15 protein-coding genes are annotated in these 16,895 nt (G+C 62.5%); 12 read left to right on the forward strand and 3 right to left on the reverse strand.

The genetic code is table 11. From position 1 onward, the window contains the following. The first annotated feature begins 161 nt into the window (after window positions 1-161). Window positions 162-2,585, forward strand: coding sequence for a TonB-dependent receptor (locus tag BM317_RS05995; RefSeq protein WP_092164463.1), 2,424 nt, complete (start codon window positions 162-164; stop codon window positions 2,583-2,585). Window positions 2,586-2,621: 36 nt separating this feature from the next. Here the strand turns inward: BM317_RS05995 and BM317_RS06000 are convergent, their stop codons facing one another. The 3 genes from BM317_RS06000 to BM317_RS06010 form a co-directional block, all read right to left on the reverse strand. Then, complete coding sequence (locus tag BM317_RS06000; protein WP_060742284.1) at window positions 2,622-3,023, reverse strand: hypothetical protein; 402 nt, start codon at window positions 3,021-3,023, stop codon at window positions 2,622-2,624. Between the two features lie 301 nt (window positions 3,024-3,324). After that, window positions 3,325-3,804, reverse strand: a complete 480-nt coding sequence (locus BM317_RS06005; protein ID WP_060742285.1) for a nuclear transport factor 2 family protein — start codon at window positions 3,802-3,804, stop codon at window positions 3,325-3,327. Window positions 3,805-3,847: 43 nt separating this feature from the next. Further along, window positions 3,848-4,411 (reverse strand): TetR/AcrR family transcriptional regulator, encoded by a 564-nt coding sequence (locus tag BM317_RS06010; protein WP_092164464.1) that lies wholly within the window; start codon window positions 4,409-4,411, stop codon window positions 3,848-3,850. Between the two features lie 123 nt (window positions 4,412-4,534). Between BM317_RS06010 and pssA the strand changes: the two genes are divergently transcribed. From pssA to BM317_RS06065, 11 genes are all read left to right on the forward strand, one after another. Continuing rightward, window positions 4,535-5,878 (forward strand): CDP-diacylglycerol--serine O-phosphatidyltransferase, encoded by a 1,344-nt coding sequence (pssA, locus tag BM317_RS06015; RefSeq protein ID WP_060742287.1) that lies wholly within the window; start codon window positions 4,535-4,537, stop codon window positions 5,876-5,878. 11 nt (window positions 5,879-5,889) lie between these two features. After that, window positions 5,890-6,906, forward strand: a complete 1,017-nt coding sequence (locus BM317_RS06020; RefSeq protein ID WP_092164997.1) for an AraC family transcriptional regulator — start codon at window positions 5,890-5,892, stop codon at window positions 6,904-6,906. Window positions 6,907-7,157: 251 nt separating this feature from the next. After that, on the forward strand, window positions 7,158-8,129 hold the full coding sequence (locus tag BM317_RS06025; protein ID WP_092164999.1) for an NAD-dependent epimerase: 972 nt from the start codon (window positions 7,158-7,160) through the stop codon (window positions 8,127-8,129). A gap of 27 nt (window positions 8,130-8,156) precedes the next feature. Beyond that, complete coding sequence (locus BM317_RS06030; RefSeq protein ID WP_092164465.1) at window positions 8,157-8,900, forward strand: glycosyltransferase family 2 protein; 744 nt, start codon at window positions 8,157-8,159, stop codon at window positions 8,898-8,900. Window position 8,901: 1 nt separating this feature from the next. Next, a complete protein-coding gene (locus tag BM317_RS06035) occupies window positions 8,902-9,195 on the forward strand; it encodes a lipid-A-disaccharide synthase N-terminal domain-containing protein (protein WP_092164466.1) in 294 nt (97 codons plus the stop codon). A 67-nt stretch (window positions 9,196-9,262) separates the two neighbouring features. Further along, window positions 9,263-10,720, forward strand: a complete 1,458-nt coding sequence (locus BM317_RS06040; protein WP_170866246.1) for an ArnT family glycosyltransferase — start codon at window positions 9,263-9,265, stop codon at window positions 10,718-10,720. 348 nt (window positions 10,721-11,068) lie between these two features. Further along, on the forward strand, window positions 11,069-12,733 hold the full coding sequence (locus tag BM317_RS06045; RefSeq protein ID WP_092164468.1) for an AMP-binding protein: 1,665 nt from the start codon (window positions 11,069-11,071) through the stop codon (window positions 12,731-12,733). Window positions 12,734-12,749: 16 nt separating this feature from the next. Then, window positions 12,750-13,511: an SDR family NAD(P)-dependent oxidoreductase gene (locus BM317_RS06050; RefSeq protein ID WP_092164470.1), complete on the forward strand. Its 762-nt coding sequence runs from the start codon at window positions 12,750-12,752 to the stop codon at window positions 13,509-13,511. 16 nt (window positions 13,512-13,527) lie between these two features. After that, window positions 13,528-14,715 (forward strand): acetyl-CoA C-acyltransferase, encoded by a 1,188-nt coding sequence (locus BM317_RS06055; protein WP_092473604.1) that lies wholly within the window; start codon window positions 13,528-13,530, stop codon window positions 14,713-14,715. A gap of 9 nt (window positions 14,716-14,724) precedes the next feature. After that, window positions 14,725-15,852: an acyl-CoA dehydrogenase gene (locus tag BM317_RS06060; protein WP_092473499.1), complete on the forward strand. Its 1,128-nt coding sequence runs from the start codon at window positions 14,725-14,727 to the stop codon at window positions 15,850-15,852. Between the two features lie 131 nt (window positions 15,853-15,983). Beyond that, window positions 15,984-16,757, forward strand: a complete 774-nt coding sequence (locus tag BM317_RS06065; protein WP_092164473.1) for an enoyl-CoA hydratase — start codon at window positions 15,984-15,986, stop codon at window positions 16,755-16,757. Window positions 16,758-16,895: the final 138 nt, after the last annotated feature.

The raw sequence follows: 16,895 nt of genomic DNA on the forward strand, positions 1-16,895 counted from the left end.
ATCTTTCTCCAGACACTTGAATCTCAAGCGAAAGATCAAAAGATCGCAGCCTTCGGCAGCTCCTACGGTGCCCACCAGCGTGAATCGAGACTGAGGCCTGTCCCCTTTTTTTGTCTCGCTTGTCATTCAAGGCAACTGAACAAAAACGAGAGCGCTTTCCAATGTCCGCAGTTGTACCTTCGCGTTTGCGCCCGGCCTTTGCCGGCCGGCGTCCGCTGTTGAACCTGAGCCTCATGTTGAGCCTGGGTGCCAGCCCATTTTTCATGTCATCAAGCCTGGCCGAAGAAGCCGCCCGGCGCAGTTATCAGGTGCCGGCCGGCAGCCTCGGCGCGGCGTTGACCCGGTTTGCCGGGTTGGCGGGGGTCAACCTGTCGGTGGATCCGGCCTTGGTGAGCGGGCGCGACAGCGCCGGGCTTTCGGGGGAGTTCGGGGTGGAAGAGGGGTTTGCCCGGCTGTTGCGGGGTTCGGGCCTGCAGTTGCAGCCGGTGGGGGAGCAGGCCTACATCCTGATGCCGGCGCCAGAAGGCGGCAGCTTGCAACTGGCACCCACCTCGATTCTCGGCGCCACGGCGTCGACGGACAGCCCGGTGTACGCCGGCGGCCAGGTGGCACGGCGTGGTTCGCAAGGCCTGCTGGGCTCGCGGGACTTCATGGAAACACCGTTCAGCATGACCACCTATACCAGCCAGACGGTCAAGAACCAGCAGGCGCGCACCCTCGGCGACCTGATCGCCAGCGACCCCTCGGTCCGCACCACCAACCCGGCGGGCGGACGCTTTGAGCAGTTCACCATTCGCGGTTTCAGCCTGTTCAACAGCGATGTCGCCTACAACGGTCTCTACGGCATCCTGCCGACGTACACGATCGACATGGAGATGGCCGAACGCGTCGACATCCTCAAGGGACCGAGCCAGCTCATCAACGGTATCTCGCCGCGGGGCAGCGTGGGGGGCGGGATCAATGTGGTGCCCAAACGCGCCACCGACAAGCCCATCACCTCGCTCACCGGCAGCTATGCCTCCAATAACCAGCTTGGCGGGGCGGTGGATGTCGGGCGACGCTTCGGTGAAGAAGACAAGTTCGGTATTCGTTTCAATGGCGTGAAGCAGGCGGGCGACACCGAATGGGATCACCAGAGCGTGGACCGCGAGATGGCGGTGCTGGGCCTGGACTTTCGCGGCGAACGCCTGCGACTCTCGACGGACATCGGCCACACCGAACGCAACACCGACGCGCCCCAGGAACGCGTGCAGGTCGGTGCCAATGCCCAGATCCCCCACGCCAGCGATGTGCGCGACAACTACGCCCAATCGTGGAGCAAGGCGCGCACCCAGGACACCTTCGGCACAGTGAACGCTGAGTTCGATGTCAGCGATTCGGTGATGCTGTATGGCGGTGTCGGCGCGCGCAAAAGCGACCACGACTTCCTTCGGCACAACGTTTCGGTCACCAACGACGCGGGCGACTTCACCGTCCAGCCCCGTGACTTTACCCGGGAGGAAAATGTCCGGACGGCCACGGCCGGCGTGCGCAACTGGTTCCATACCGGTCCGGTGAGCCATGAGGTCAACCTGGCGGCCAGTTATTTCTACATGGACTTCGAAAATGGCGGCGCCCGTTATGCCAACGGTCGCAGCAACCTGTATGACCCGGTACAGACCCCGACGCCGAGCAACCCGACCCGACAGGACGACAAGGTCTATACCGAGAACCGCTTCAGCGGCGTGGCCTTGTCCGACACTCTGGGGCTGTTCGAGGATCGCTTGCTGCTGACCCTCGGCGCTCGCTGGCAACGGGTGAAGGTTGATGACTGGACGAATAACGTCAAGGGTGACACCGCCTACGACGAGGAAAAGATTTCGCCGTCGGGCGGGATCCTGTTCAAGGCGACTGACAAGCTGTCGCTGTATGCCAACTACATGGAAGGCCTGAGCCAGGGCAAGATCGCGCCATCGACGTCGGTGAACGAGGATGAGATTTTCCCGCCGTTCATCAGCCGCCAGGTCGAAATGGGCGCCAAGTATGACGCTGGCCCGTTCGCTGTCACCGCCGCCGTGTTCCGAATCAAGCAGCCTGCCTATGCGACCGACGCCACGACACGTGTCTTCGGCCCGAACGGCAAGCGCGGAAACACCGGCGTGGAGTTGAGTGTGTTCGGCGAACCGCTGAAGGGAACCCGTTTGCTCGGCGGCGTGATGTTCATCGACAGTGAACTGACTGACACCACCGACAGCACCTTCGATGGCAACCGTGCACCGGCCACGCCGAGGTACAACGTCAACCTCGGCGCCGAATGGGATGTGCCAACGGTCCAGGGCCTGACCCTGACCAGTCGCGGCATCTATTCCAGCTCGCAGTACCTGGACCAGTCCAACACCAAGGAAATCGATGCCTGGACGCGTTTCGACGTGGGGGCTCGCTATGGGTTCAAGGTCGACGAAAAACACATCACCCTGCGGGCCAACATCGAAAACGTGGCCGACAAGCGCTACTGGAGTTCGGCCGGCGCATCGGATGACAGTGAACCGGGCTTGACGCTGTCGACCCCGCGCACCTACCTGCTTTCCGCGACCGTTGATTTCTAGGTCGAAGTGCCGCTCCAGGGAAGGAGCGGTCCAGGTTCAGGTATCGCGAAACAGATCGTGGGCATCCAGCAGTCGCCAGGCGATCTCGGGGCGTTTTTCCAGCCCGCGGCGGATGGCGGCGGGGATCGACTGGCGAATCTTGCGGCACAGGCCGGGCTGTTCCTGGAATTCGATGGCGATGCCGCGCATGGTCCGCACTTCGTTGTAGCCGGGCTCGACGCGCAGGCGGATCCCCAGGTTTTCATACAGGCGCTGTTGCAGGCGCTGGAGTTCGTCGAGGCTCTGGATGTTCTCCAGGCGTTCGAGCAGGCGTTTTTCTTCCTGGCGATTCAGGCACAGGATGCGCAGGTCGCTGCCAGGCGCTTGCAACAAGGCATCACGTCCGCAATCGCAGACGCCGGGCGGGCAGGGGGGACGGATCGGAATCGACGCGGTCATGGGCTCCACAAAGTCTGCTGCACAACGAAACAGCGAGCTTATCGCCGGCCCAGGCAATGTGATGCCTGGCGGCATGTGGGTCAAGCCTGTTGGAGGGGCCGCTGGTCTGGCGCGGCTGCTGTACTGTGCGAGCTTGCTCGCGATAGCGGTGGGTCAGTTTGCACACCCGTTGGATTTGCCGCCGTCATCGCGAGCAAGCTCGCTCCCACATTTGGATTTCAGTGCACACAAACGCTGTGTCCGACCTCAATCCCCTGTGGGAGCGAGCTTGCTCGCGATAACGGTAGATCAGCCGAGAGGGTTACAACCCCAACTCGGACAATCCCGGATGATCATCCGGCCGGCGGCCCAGGGGCCAATGGAACTTGCGCTCGCTTTCCTTGATCGGCATGTCGTTGATGCAAGCGTAGCGGTTGTACATCAGGCCTTGCTCGTCGAACTCCCAGTTTTCGTTGCCGTATGAGCGGAACCAGTTGCCCGAGTCGTCGTGCCATTCGTAGGCGTAGCGCACGGCGATGCGGTTATCGGTGAAGGCCCAGAGTTCCTTGATCAGCCGGTAATCCAATTCCTTGGCCCACTTGCGGGTCAGGAACGCCTTGGCTTCTTCGCGGTTGTGCGCGAATTCGGCGCGGTTACGCCATTGGGTGTCCAGCGTGTAGGCCAGGGATACTTTTTGCGGGTCGCGAGAGTTCCAGCCGTCTTCGGCCAGGCGAACTTTCTCGATCGCCGACTCACGGGTGAACGGCGGCAGTGGCGGACGAACTTCAGAAGAGGCAGACATGGCGAGTCTCCAATAAGTTGATGAATGAAGCAGGGTTCAACGGTCAGGTGTGTAGCAATATCTTCAGCATGTCCTGGGCGTGGTCAGCCGCGCTGTGGTCGCCCATGACCAGCGCCACGGTAATGGCGCCGTCGATCAGAATCAGTAGCTGGCGGGCCAGGGCGTCCGGATTTTCGACGCCTTGTTCGACGCACAACCGGGTCACGTAATCGAGCAGCTTCTGTTTGTGCATCTTCGCCACCTGGCGGACCGGGTCCTGTGGATCGCCGGTTTCGCCGCTGGTGTTGATGAAGGCACAACCGCGAAAACCTTCGCTGTCGAACCAGCCCTTGAGCACGGTGAACAGGTTGAGCAGCCGCGCCGTCGGTGTGGGCGCCTTGTCCACTTCGCTGCTGAACCAGTGCATCCAGCGCTCGTCCCGCCGCTCGAGAGCGGCCACGATCAGGTCGTCCTTGTTGGCGAAGTAGCGATAGACACTTTTCCTGGAGACGCCGGCGGTTTTCACCAGAAGGTCCATGCCGGTGGCGGCGATGCCACTTCTATAGATCAACTTTTCGGCGACATCGAGGATGATGTCTCGAGTTTCATTACCAGTGATTTCGTTCATGGGATAAAAGTAGAACGATCGTTCTCCTTGGTCAAGTTGTTTTTTTCTTGACGACAGGAAGACCCGAACCCATCCATGGTGTAAGCTCATCCGTTCTTCGGAATCGACCTTTTTGCGAGCCCTATGCCGTCGCTCTTCAAACGCTCCCTGCTGCCCAAGCTGCGCAGCTTTGCACTGACCGCCGACGCGGTGACCATCCTCGATGGCGCTGCCCAATTCCGCCGTTGCCTGCTGGAGAAAATCGCCCAGGCCACCCAGCGCATCTACATCGTCGCCCTCTACCTGCAACAGGACGAGGCCGGCCAGGAAATTCTCGATGCCTTGCATGCCGCCAAAGCGGCGCGTCCGGAACTGGACGTGGTCGTGGTCGTGGACTGGTTGCGGGCCCAGCGCGGGCTGATTGGCGCCAAGAAGCAGCCGGGCAACTCGGCGTGGTACCAGGAACAGACCCGTACCCATGCCAGCGAAGTGCCGATCTACGGCGTGCCGGTGCAGACCCGCGAACTGTTCGGCGTGTTGCATTTGAAAGGTTTCGTGATCGATGACTGTGTGCTCTACAGCGGCGCCAGCCTGAATAACGTCTATTTGCACAAGTTCGACAAATACCGCTACGACCGCTATCACCTGTTGCAGAACACGGCACTGGCCGACTCGATGCATCACCTGGTGCAGCATGGCCTGATCACCTCCAGGGCCGTGCATCGCCTGGACCTGCCGAACCTGCCCAGCACCCGCAGTTTGCGCAAGGACATCGGCGACCTGCGCAGTCGCCTCAAGTACGCGACCTATGACACCAGCGTTGGCAGCCTCGACAAAAGTGGCCTGTCGGTAAGCCCGTTGCTGGGGGTGGGCAAGAACAACCCCCTGAGCCGGGTGATCGGTGAGCTGATCGCCAGCAGCCGCCAGCAACTGACCATCTGTACCCCGTATTTCAACCTGCCCCTGGCCGTGACCCGGGAGCTCAACCGCGCCCTGGCCCGCGGGGTCAAGATCGACATCATCGTCGGCGACAAGACCGCCAACGACTTCTACATTCCGCCAAGCGAACCGTTCAAGATCATCGCGGCGCTACCATACCTCTACGAAATCAGCCTGCGACGTTTCGCCAAACGGCATCAGCACGCGATCGACAGCGGCCAATTGAACCTGCACCTGTGGCGTGACGGGGACAACACCTATCACCTCAAGGGCATGTGGGTCGACGAGCGCTACACCTTGTTGACCGGCAACAACCTCAACCCGCGGGCCTTTCGCCTGGACCTGGAAAACGCGCTGTTGCTGGACGATCCCAAGGGCGAGCTTCTGGCGCCGCGCCAGGCCGAGCTTGAGCGGATCTACCGCCACACCCGCCGGATCGAGCGTTACCTGGACCTGGAAACCCTGCCGGATTATCCCGAGGCCGTGGCCAGGTTCCTGAAACGAGTCAGCCGGGTGCGGATAGAACGGCTGCTTTACCGGATCCTGTGAACACCCGCGCCATGTCGGAAAAAGACACCATCTCCATCCAGCTGGTGCGTGAGGCGTTGCTGCAAAGCTGCGCGCCCGGGGCTGCTACCGATGAGGTCTTGAGCAAGGTCGGCATAGCCCCGGCGCTGCTTGACGATCCCCAGGCGCGTGTCCCGGCCCATGCCTATGCGCGGCTCTGGCGGTTGCTGGCCCAGCGCCTGGATGACGAGTTCTTCGGCATGGACCCGCGCAAGCTCAAGTCCGGCAGCCTCGCGTTCCTCTGCCAGTGCGCCATGGCCCAGCCCACGCTGGCGAGCGGGCTGACAGCGGGGCTGGGGTTTCTGTCACTGATGCTCGAACACCTGCCGGCCCAGTGGGTACGCCAGCAAAGCCTGGCGGAAATCGTGCTGCAGGAAGACGACCAGGCGCCACGCCGGGCCTTTACCTACTTCACTTACTGGATGATCGTCCATGGTGTCGCCTGCTGGCTGGCCGGGCGGCGCATTCCCATCCTGTCTGTCGAACTGCGCTGCCCGGCGCCGGATTTCTGCGACGACTACCGGGTGATGTTCTCCCAGAACTTGCGCTTTGGCCGGCCGCGCACCCGGATGATTTTCGCCGCCGAATGCCTCGACCTGCCCATCCGGCGCAACGCTGACGAGCTCAAGCGCTTCCTGGCCCGGGCCCCAGCCAACATCCTGGTCAAATACCGCGACCCGCAAAGCCTGGCCAGCCGTATCCGGCACGACCTGCGGCAACTGCCCGCCGAACGGTGGCCGGAAACCGAGGCCCTGGCCCAGCAGCTGTGCGTGTCCGCCTCGACCCTGCGCCGACGCCTGGCGGAGGAGGGCCAGACTTACCAAGGCCTCAAGGACAGCGTGCGCAAGGATCTGGCGATCACCTGGCTGGCCGAGCCGTCCATCAGCTTCGTCGAAATCGCCTCGCGCCTGGGTTTTGCCGATGCCAGCTCTTTCTACAAGGCGTTTCGCAAATGGTCCGGGTCCAACCCGGGGCATTATCGCAGCCTGATTCTCAACGACCCGGATTGATCCATCGGGTGGTCTCCAATCTTGTGCCCCCTTGTGGGAGCGAGCTGGCTCGCGATAGCGGTGGTTCAGTCGCCTCGTCATTGACTGCCATACCCTCATCGCGAGCCAGTTCGCTCCCACAGGGACTTTCGCCTGGCAAGCTGGCACGCTCATAAAACCGTCATTTTTCTTTGATACAAGCCTGTGCAGGCGCCGGAAAAGCCGGGCCATCCATCAGGGTAATGTATGCAAGTGACCGTTTTGGGCTGCGTATGAGCGTACTGGTCACCGGTGCTGCTGGGTTCATCGGGTTTCATACCGCCAGGCGGTTGTGCAGCGAGGGCCATCAGGTCATCGGCATCGACAACCTTAACAGCTACTACAGCGTCGAGCTGAAGCAGGCTCGGCTGGCGTTGTTGGCCGAATACCCCAACTTCCGCTTCCTGCGGCTGGACGTGGCTGACAAGCAGGCGCTGCTGGATGTATTTGCGAAAACTCCATTCGAGTATGTCGTCCACTTGGCGGCCCAGGCTGGTGTGCGCTATTCCATCGATAATCCCGACCTTTATGCGCAAAGCAACCTGGTGGGGTTCCTCAACGTATTGGAAGCCTGCCGTGCCCACCGGCCGGCGCACCTGGTGTTCGCCTCGAGCAGCTCGGTGTATGGCTTGAACGACCGGTTGCCGTATGCCACCACCGATCCGGTGGATCAGCCCGTGTCTTTTTATGCGGCGACCAAGCGCGCCAATGAGCTGATGGCCCACGCTTACTCGCATCTCTACGGGATTCCCACCACCGGCCTGCGGTTTTTCACCGTGTATGGACCGTGGGGGCGGCCCGACATGGCACCGTTCAAATTCACCGACGCCATCCTCAGCGGTCGCGCCATTGACCTCTACAACGACGGCGCGATGTCGCGGGATTTCACCTACATCGACGACATCGTCGAAGGCCTGGTGCGGTTGTTGCCGCGGCCGCCGGCCAACGAAACAGGCGTGCGCCACAAGCTCTACAACATCGGCTTCGGCGCTCCGGTGAAGCTCTTGCAGTTTGTCGAGTGCCTGGAAGAGGCCCTGGGCATTCCCGCGATCAAGCATTTCTTGCCGTTGCAAGCGGGTGACGTGGTCGACACGTGGGCGGACACGCGGGAGCTGGAGGAACACATCGGTTTTCGCCCGCAGGTCGCGGTGCCCGTCGGCGTGCAGTCGTTTGTCGATTGGTACCGCGCGTATTACCGCGTTTAACCCCCTCAGCTTTTTTACTGGAGCGTCATGCACGAAACCCTTTATGTGTCGGTCCTGATTCCGGCAAAGAACGAAGCCGGCAACCTCATTCCACTGCTGGAAGAAGTGCGGGCGGCGCTGGTGGACGAGGCCTTCGAAGTCATCGTGGTCGACGATGGCAGCACAGACGCCACCGCCGCGCAACTGCGGGCGTTGCAAGGCAGTGGCTATCGCCAGTTGCGGGTGCTCAGCCATGCCCGCTCCCTCGGGCAGAGCACGTCGATCTACCACGCGGCTGAAGTGGCCCGCGGGCATTGGTTGGCAACCCTCGATGGGGACGGGCAGAACGACCCGGCCGACCTGCCAAAGATGCTCGACCTGGTACGCGGTTCGGAGGGTACGCCCGCCGGTGTCAAGCTGGTGGCGGGGCATCGCGTCAACCGCCGGGACACGGCGAGCAAGCGTTGGGCCTCGCGGTTCGCCAACAAACTGCGGGCCAGCCTGCTCAAGGACCAGACGCCCGATACCGGTTGCGGCATCAAGTTGATCGAGCGGGAGGCGTTTCTGCGCTTGCCGTATTTCGATCACATGCATCGCTTCATTCCGGCGCTGATCCGTCGGCACAACGGCCGGATGCTGGTTCACCCGGTGAATCACCGTGAGCGCGGGGCCGGGGTGTCCAACTACGGCAACCTCGACCGGGCGCTGGTGGGCATTGTCGATCTGTTCGGGGTGTGGTGGTTGATAAGACGCACCCGCCTGGATATCAACGCACAAGAAACCGAGGTGTGACATGGGCAGAGAAACGTTGTGGCTGGCCGTTGGCTTCGGCGGCCAGTTGGCCTTCACCGGACGTTTTGTCCTGCAATGGCTGTACAGCGAGTACAAGAAGCGCAGCGTGATCCCCGTGGGTTTCTGGTACTTGAGCATCATCGGCAGCGCGCTGTTGCTGGCCTACGCCATCTACCGCGAAGACCCGGTGTTCATTGTCGGCCAGTCCTTCGGCTTCATCGTTTACCTGCGCAACTTGCAGTTGATCGCCAAGCACCACGAGCAGGAAAACCGCGAACTGGCCGAGAAGGGCTGAGACGGTGCGGATACGATTGTCTTCCTCGCGACTGGAGCTTCTGGCGCTTGTGGCATTGGCCTTGATCATGGTGGGCGCCGGCCTGGGTTGGCGCCAACCGATGAACGTCGATGAAGAGCGCTTCCTCGGCGTTGCCCTGGAGATGCTGCAGAACGGCTCATGGTTCATTCCCCACCGCGCCGGGGAAATCTACGCCGACAAGCCGCCGTTGTTCATGTGGGCGGTGGCCTCGTTCGTGCAATTGACCCACCTGCCGAAAATTGCCCTGTACCTGCCCGCGCTGTTGGCTGGTGCCGTCACCACCGCATGCCTGTATGACCTGGGCCGGCGCTTGTGGGGGCGACGCGTGGGAGGGATCGCCGCGCTTTTGTTTCTCGCCACCTACCAGACCTACAGCATTCTGCGCACCGGGCAGATCGATGGTTTTCTTGCACTCTGGACCATCTTGGGGATCTATGGCTTGTGCCGGCATCTGATGCTCGGCCCGGCGTGGCGTTGGTATTACGTGGCCTGTGCGGCGATGGGGCTGGGGGTCATCAGCAAAGGCGTGGGGTTTCTGCCGGTGTTGATGCTGATTCCCTACGCCTATGGGGTGCGTCGAGGGTGGAAAGGCCTGGTGTCCATGCCGGGCAAGGCGGGGGGCTGGTGGCTGGGGCTGGTTGTGGCGCTGGCCGCCATTGCGCTGTGGCTTGGGCCGTTGCTGCTGATCGTGTGGCAGGGCAGCCCCGACAGCCTGGCGTACGCCCAGGAAATCCTGCTCAAGCAGACGGCGGGGCGTTATGCCAATGCCTGGGAGCACCGCGAACCCTTTTGGTATTTCTTCGTCCTGGTGATTCCGAAATACTGGCTGCCGATCTTTTTCATGCTGCCATGGCTGGTGCCGGCCTGGCGCAGGCAGTTGCTCAAGCATGACGGTCGCGTGCTGATGCTGCTGGGGTGGGTGGTGCTGGTGCTGTTGTTCTTCAGCCTGAGCAGTGGCAAGCGCAAACTGTATATCTTTCCCGCGTTGCCAGCCTTGATCCTGCTGGTGGCGCCGCTTGTGCCGTGGATGCTGCACCGCTGGTTCAGCCGGCGTCCGAGGGGCAGGGTGGTATTCGCTGGGTTGACGGTGGTGTGGTTGTGCGCCTGGTTTGTGCGCGGCTTCATCGAGCCCTACAGGGAAGGCATCAACCCCCACCAGACCTTGATGCGTGATGTCGCGAGGCTGACTTCAAATGCCGAGTTGGCGCTCGTCGGGTGGCGCGAGGGGCATTGGCTGTTCGCCCAGCAGCCCATCGTGCATTTTGGCTTCCATGACCGCCAGTCCCTGGAACGATCCGCCACCTGGCTACGCGGCCACCCGCAGGCCTTTGCCTTGGTGCCCGCGCGGGACCTGGCGCGTTGCTACGACCCGCAAAAGGCGCGCCGGGTCGGCGATACCTCGCGGGCCGAGTGGTTCCTGGTGGGGCCTGATGCGGACAACCGGCGCTGCCAGTCCCCGGCGTCGGAGAAGGTTTACTCGTTCACATGGGCGCATCCTTTGTAGTGGCTGAAAACTTCCTGCGGCGAGGGCGCTTGCTCCCGCTGGGCTGCGCCCCGTAGGAGCTGTGTAGGAGCTGTCGAGTGCAACGAGGCTGCGATCTTTCCCCAGACACTTGAATCTCAAGCGAAAGATCAAAAGATCGCAGCCTTCGGCAGCTCCTACACAAGCCCAGCGGGAGCAAGCTCCCTCGCCACAGGGGAAGCTCGACAGACAACACATCCCTCGAACCATGGCCAAACCAGTCAAGCAACTTGATGGCTTTGACCATTGCCGCCACCGTCCTTCGGCGCGAGTATTTGCCTGCTCTTCACGGTTCCCCCAGCCAATAAAAAGTACAGAGGGATTCTGGTCATGCGCGATTATTCGTCCGCCACGTCACAGTTCGATTACCAGCACACCGTCAACGCCGCGCTGCACGGCTCGCTCGAGGCGCTCAATGCCTGTGTCGAGTGTTGCGACCGGCATGCATTGCCGGGTCGCATCGCCTTGTTCTGGGAGGGCCGTGACGGCAGCGAAGCTACCTGGACTTACCGCGACCTGCAGGACAATGCCGCACGGTTCGCCAACTTCCTGCGTGCCCAAGGCGTCGGCAAGGGCGACAAAGTGGCCGGCCTGCTGCCGCGCACTGCGGAACTCTTGATCGTCGTACTCGCCACCTGGCGTATCGGTGCGGTGTATCAACCGCTGTTCACCGCGTTCGGACCCAAGGCCATCGAGCACCGCCTCGGCAGCTCGGGCGCACGGATCGTCGTGACCGACGCCGTCAACCGTCCCAAGCTCAATGAAGTCGCCGGTTGCCCCACCATCGTCACCGTCGGTGGCGAAAAGGGCCAGGGCATCGTGCGGGGCGACTACAGTTTCTGGGCCGAAGTGGCGAACCAGTCCAGCCAGTGCGAACCGCTGATGCTCACTGGCGAAGATCCGTTTTTACTGATGTTCACCTCCGGTACCACGGGGCCCGCCAAGGCGCTGTCGGTGCCGCTCAAGGCCATCGTGGCGTTCCAGAGCTACACCCGTGACGCGGTGGACCTGCGCCCTGAAGACGCCTTCTGGAACGTCGCCGACCCGGGTTGGGCCTACGGTATTTATTTTGGCGTGACCGGGCCGCTGGCCATGGGGCATCCGATCACCTTCTACGATGGCCCGTTCACCCTGGACAGCACCTGCCGGGTCATCAACAAGTACGGCATCACCAACCTGACCGGCTCGCCCACCGCCTATCGCCTGTTGATCGCCGGGGGCGAGCAGTTTGCCCGCTCGATCAAGGGCAAGCTGCGCATCGTCAGCAGCGCCGGTGAGCCATTGAACCCAGAGGTGATCCGCTGGTTCGCCGACAACCTGAACGTGGTGATCCACGACCATTACGGCCAGACCGAACTGGGCATGGTGCTGTGCAACCACCACGGGCTGGAACACCCGGTGCACCTGGGCGCGGCCGGTTTCGCCTCGCCGGGCCACCGGATCGTGGTATTGGATGAAGACCAGCGCGAGCTGGGCGTGGGCCAGCCGGGCATTCTCGCGGTGGACCGCAGCCAGTCGCCCATGTGCTGGTTCGCCGGTTACGAAGGCGCGCCGACCAAGGCCTTTGTTGGCGACTACTACTTGAGCGGCGACACCGTGGAGCTGAATCCGGATGGCAGCATCAGCTTCGTCGGTCGCAGCGACGACGTGATCACCACCTCCGGCTACCGGGTCGGTCCGTTCGACGTGGAAAGCGCGCTGATCGAACACCCGGCCGTGGTGGAAGCGGCGGTGATCGGCAAGCCCGATCCTGAGCGCACCGAGTTGGTGAAGGCTTTCGTGGTGCTCAGCACCCAATATCGCGCCTCTCCGGAGCTGGCCGAGGAATTGCGCCTGCATGTGCGCAAGCGCCTGGCGGCCCATGCCTATCCCCGTGAAATCGAATTTGTCAGCGACTTGCCGAAAACCCCAAGCGGCAAGTTGCAGCGCTTTATCTTGCGCAACCAGGAAATCGCCAAAGCCCAAGAAGCTGCGGCGCAGAACGTTTCAGCTTGAACCCAAGGAAACCATGATGCAGATCGACAACAAGATTTTCCTCGTCAGCGGCGGCGCCTCCGGCCTCGGCGCGGCCACCGCTGAAATGCTGGTCAAGGCCGGCGCCAAGGTGATGCTGGTGGACCTCAACGCCGACGCCGTGGCCGCCCAGGCGCAAAAGCTGGGTTGCCAGAGCGTGGTGGCCGATATCAGCAACGAAGTGGCGGCTGAAGCGGCAGTCAAGGCCACGGTCACGGCTTTCGGGGGGCTGAATGGCCTGGTGAATTGCGCCGGTATCGTGCGCGGCGAGAAAATCCTCGGCAAGAACGGCCCCCATGGGCTGGACAGCTTCAGCCAGGTGATCAACGTCAACCTGATCGGCAGCTTCAACCTGCTGCGCCTGGCGGCTGCAGCCATTGCCGAAACCGAGGCCAACACCGACGGCGAACGTGGCGTGATCATCAACACCGCTTCGGTAGCGGCCTTCGACGGCCAGATCGGCCAGGCCGCCTACGCGGCTTCAAAAGGTGCCATCGCCAGTCTGACACTCCCCGCCGCCCGTGAACTGGCGCGCTTCGGTATCCGGGTGATGACCATTGCCCCGGGGATTTTCGAAACCCCGATGATGGCCGGCATGACGCCCGAGGTGCGGGATTCCCTGGCCGCCGGCGTACCATTTCCTCCGCGCCTTGGGAAACCTGCCGAGTACGCGGCGCTGGTCAGGCATATCATTGAGAACAGCATGCTCAACGGCGAGGTGATCCGTCTCGACGGCGCCTTGCGCATGGCAGCCAAATAAACAAGGAGGATTCATGATGTCCAACGATCCTATTGTCATCGTCAGCGCCGTCCGTACCCCCATGGGCGGTTTCCAGGGCGAACTGAAAAGCCTCACCGCGCCGCAACTCGGTGCCGCCGCTATCAAGGCTGCCGTGGAGCGGGCCGGTATCGCGCCGGGTGCGGTTGAAGAAGTGCTGTTCGGTTGCGTGCTCGCCGCCGGCCTGGGCCAGGCACCGGCACGTCAGGCCGCGCTGGGCGCCGGGCTCGACAAGTCGACCCGCTGCACCACGCTCAACAAGATGTGCGGTTCGGGCATGGAAGCGACGATCCTGGCCCACGACATGCTCATCGCCGGCAGCGCCGAGGTGGTGGTGGCCGGCGGCATGGAGAGCATGTCCAACGCCCCGTACCTGCTGGATCGCGCCCGCGGCGGTTATCGCATGGGCCATGGCCGGGTGCTCGACCACATGTTCCTCGATGGCCTGGAAGACGCCTACGACAAAGGACGGCTGATGGGCACCTTCGCCGAAGATTGCGCCGAGGCCAATGGCCTGGGTCGCGAGGCTCAGGACGCCTTCGCCATTGCGTCCACCACCCGCGCCCAGCAGGCGATCAAGGACGGCAGTTTCGACGCCGAGATCGTGCCGTTGCAGGTCATGGTCGGCAAGGAACAAGTGACCATTCGCCACGACGAGCAGCCGCCGAAAGCGCGGATCGACAAGATCGCCTCGCTCAAGCCGGCGTTCCGCGAAGGCGGCACGGTGACGGCAGCCAACGCCAGTTCCATTTCCGATGGTGCCGCTGCCCTGGTGCTGATGCGCCAGAGCCAAGCGGTGCAGCGCGGCCTCAAGCCTTTGGCGGTGATCCACGGTCATGCGGCGTTCGCCGATACCCCGAGCCTGTTTCCCACCGCGCCGATTGGTGCCGTGAAGAAACTGATGCAAAAGACCGGTTGGTCGCTGGACCAGGTCGACCTGTTCGAAGTCAACGAAGCCTTTGCCGTAGTGGGGCTGGTGACCATGGACAAGCTGGAAATCGCCCATGACAAGGTCAACGTTCACGGTGGCGCCTGTGCGCTGGGCCACCCGATTGGCGCGTCTGGCGCGCGGATTCTGGTGACTCTGCTGTCGGCCCTGCGCCAGAAAGGCTTGAAGCGCGGCGTCGCGGCCATTTGCATTGGCGGCGGCGAAGCCACGGCCATGGCCGTTGAATGCCTGTATTAAGGAACCACTATGCTCCCGACTGAAGAACAGACCCAAATCCGCGACATGGCCCGGCAGTTCGCCCAGGAACGCTTGAAACCGTTCGCGGCCGAATGGGACCGCGAGCACCGTTTCCCCAGGGAAGCCATCGCTGAGATGGCCGAGCTAGGCTTTTTCGGCATGCTGGTGCCGGAGCAGTGGGGCGGCTGTGACACCGGTTACCTGGCCTATGCGATGACCCTGGAGGAAGTCGCCGCTGGCGATGGCGCCTGCTCGACCATCATGAGCGTGCACAACTCAGTGGGCTGCGTGCCGATCCTCAAGTTCGGCAACGATGAGCAGAAGGCGAAATTCCTCACGCCCCTGGCCAGCGGCGCAATGCTCGGCGCGTTTGCCCTGACCGAGCCCCAGGCCGGTTCGGACGCCAGCAGCCTCAAGACGCGGGCGCGCTTGGAGGGCGATCATTACGTGCTCAACGGTTGCAAGCAGTTCATCACCTCCGGGCAGAGCGCCGGGGTGGTCATTGTCTTTGCGGTGACCGATCCGAACACCGGCAAGCGTGGCATCAGTGCGTTCATCGTGCCGACCGATTCACCGGGCTACAGCGTGGCGCGGGTCGAAGACAAACTCGGCCAGCACGCCTCCGATACCTGCCAGATCCTCTTCGAGGAGGTGAAGGTGCCGGTGGGCAATCGCCTGGGCGAGGAGGGTGAGGGCTACAAGATCGCCCTGGCGAACCTGGAAGGTGGACGGGTGGGCATCGCGGCGCAAGCGGTGGGCATGGCCCGCGCCGCGTTCGAAGCGGCCCGGGACTATGCCAGGGAGCGCTCCAGTTTCGGCAAACCGATCATCGAGCACCAGGCCGTGGCGTTCCGCCTGGCGGACATGGCGACCCAGATCGCCGTGGCCCGGCAAATGGTGCACTACGCCGCCACCCTGCGGGACAGTGGCCAGCCTGCTTTGGTGGAGGCGTCCATGGCCAAGTTGTTCGCTTCGGAAATGGCTGAAAAAGTCTGCTCCATGGCGTTGCAAACCCTGGGCGGTTACGGTTACCTCAACGACTTCCCGCTGGAGCGCATCTACCGCGACGTGCGGGTCTGCCAGATCTACGAAGGCACCAGCGACATTCAGCGCATGGTCATTTCGCGCAATCTTTGAGTAGGAGCTGCCGCAGGCTGCGATCTTTTGATTTTGCTTTCGTTCAAGACTCAATTGGCGGGAAAAGATCGCAGCCTTCGGCAGCTCCTACAGGGCATCGAGTCAAATACAGCGTTTAACAGGAGTCCTGCATGAGCTATGAAACGATTTTATTGGAGATCAAGGACCGCGTCGGCTTGATCACCCTCAACCGTCCCCAGGCCTTGAACGCCTTGAATGCGCAGATCGTCAGCGAGCTGAACCACGCGCTGGATAGCCTGGAGGCGGATCCGAGCATTGGTTGTATCGTGCTGACGGGCTCGAAAAAAGCCTTCGCCGCCGGTGCCGACATCAAGGAAATGGCTGAGCTGACCTACCCGCAGATCTACCTGGACGACCTGTTCAGCGACAGCGACCGCGTGGCCAACCGCCGCAAGCCGATCATCGCGGCGGTGAACGGTTTTGCCTTGGGCGGTGGCTGCGAACTGGCGTTGATGTGCGACTTCATCCTGGCCGGCGACAATGCCAAGTTCGGCCAGCCGGAAATCAACCTCGGCGTGCTGCCGGGCATGGGCGGCACCCAGCGCCTGACCCGGGCGGTGGGCAAGGCCAAGGCCATGGAAATGTGCCTGACCGGGCGCTTTATCGACGCGGTAGAAGCCGAGCGCTGCGGTATCGTCGCGCGGATCCTACCGGCCGATGAACTGCTGGACGATGCGCTGAAAACCGCAGCGTTGATTGCCTCCAAGTCGGTGCCCATCAGCATGATGGTCAAGGAAAGCGTCAACCGTGCGTTTGAAGTCAGCCTGTCCGAAGGCGTACGTTTCGAGCGCCGGGTATTCCACGCGGCGTTCGCGACGCAGGATCAGAAAGAAGGCATGGCGGCATTCGTGGCCAAGCGCGCGGCGGAGTTTCAGGACAAGTAAGGCGGCGTTCCGACTGACGCCATCGCGAGCAAGCTCGCTCCCACAGGGTGTCGGAGGTGTACGCAGCATTTGGGTACGCCACCAGCCCCTGTGGGAGCGGGCTTGCCCGCGAAGACGCCGGCACATTCAGCATAGAAG

It is taken from the genome of Pseudomonas sp. NFACC24-1 (assembly GCF_900115235.1).
Taxonomy (GTDB): Bacteria; Pseudomonadota; Gammaproteobacteria; order Pseudomonadales; family Pseudomonadaceae; genus Aquipseudomonas; species Aquipseudomonas fluorescens_AA.

Bases quoted from the DNA above. Each gene is read 5' to 3' on its own strand.
- BM317_RS05995 (WP_092164463.1), top strand. From the start codon at position 162: ATGTCCGCAGTTGTACCTTCGCGTTTGCGCCCGGCCTTTGCCGGCCGG.
- BM317_RS06000 (WP_060742284.1), bottom strand. From the start codon at position 3,023: ATGACCGCGTCGATTCCGATCCGTCCCCCCTGCCCGCCCGGCGTCTGC.
- BM317_RS06005 (WP_060742285.1), bottom strand. From the start codon at position 3,804: ATGTCTGCCTCTTCTGAAGTTCGTCCGCCACTGCCGCCGTTCACCCGT.
- BM317_RS06010 (WP_092164464.1), bottom strand. From the start codon at position 4,411: ATGAACGAAATCACTGGTAATGAAACTCGAGACATCATCCTCGATGTC.
- pssA (WP_060742287.1), top strand. From the start codon at position 4,535: ATGCCGTCGCTCTTCAAACGCTCCCTGCTGCCCAAGCTGCGCAGCTTT.
- BM317_RS06020 (WP_092164997.1), top strand. From the start codon at position 5,890: ATGTCGGAAAAAGACACCATCTCCATCCAGCTGGTGCGTGAGGCGTTG.
- BM317_RS06025 (WP_092164999.1), top strand. From the start codon at position 7,158: ATGAGCGTACTGGTCACCGGTGCTGCTGGGTTCATCGGGTTTCATACC.
- BM317_RS06030 (WP_092164465.1), top strand. From the start codon at position 8,157: ATGCACGAAACCCTTTATGTGTCGGTCCTGATTCCGGCAAAGAACGAA.
- BM317_RS06035 (WP_092164466.1), top strand. From the start codon at position 8,902: ATGGGCAGAGAAACGTTGTGGCTGGCCGTTGGCTTCGGCGGCCAGTTG.
- BM317_RS06040 (WP_170866246.1), top strand. From the start codon at position 9,263: ATGGTGGGCGCCGGCCTGGGTTGGCGCCAACCGATGAACGTCGATGAA.
- BM317_RS06045 (WP_092164468.1), top strand. From the start codon at position 11,069: ATGCGCGATTATTCGTCCGCCACGTCACAGTTCGATTACCAGCACACC.
- BM317_RS06050 (WP_092164470.1), top strand. From the start codon at position 12,750: ATGCAGATCGACAACAAGATTTTCCTCGTCAGCGGCGGCGCCTCCGGC.
- BM317_RS06055 (WP_092473604.1), top strand. From the start codon at position 13,528: ATGTCCAACGATCCTATTGTCATCGTCAGCGCCGTCCGTACCCCCATG.
- BM317_RS06060 (WP_092473499.1), top strand. From the start codon at position 14,725: ATGCTCCCGACTGAAGAACAGACCCAAATCCGCGACATGGCCCGGCAG.
- BM317_RS06065 (WP_092164473.1), top strand. From the start codon at position 15,984: ATGAGCTATGAAACGATTTTATTGGAGATCAAGGACCGCGTCGGCTTG.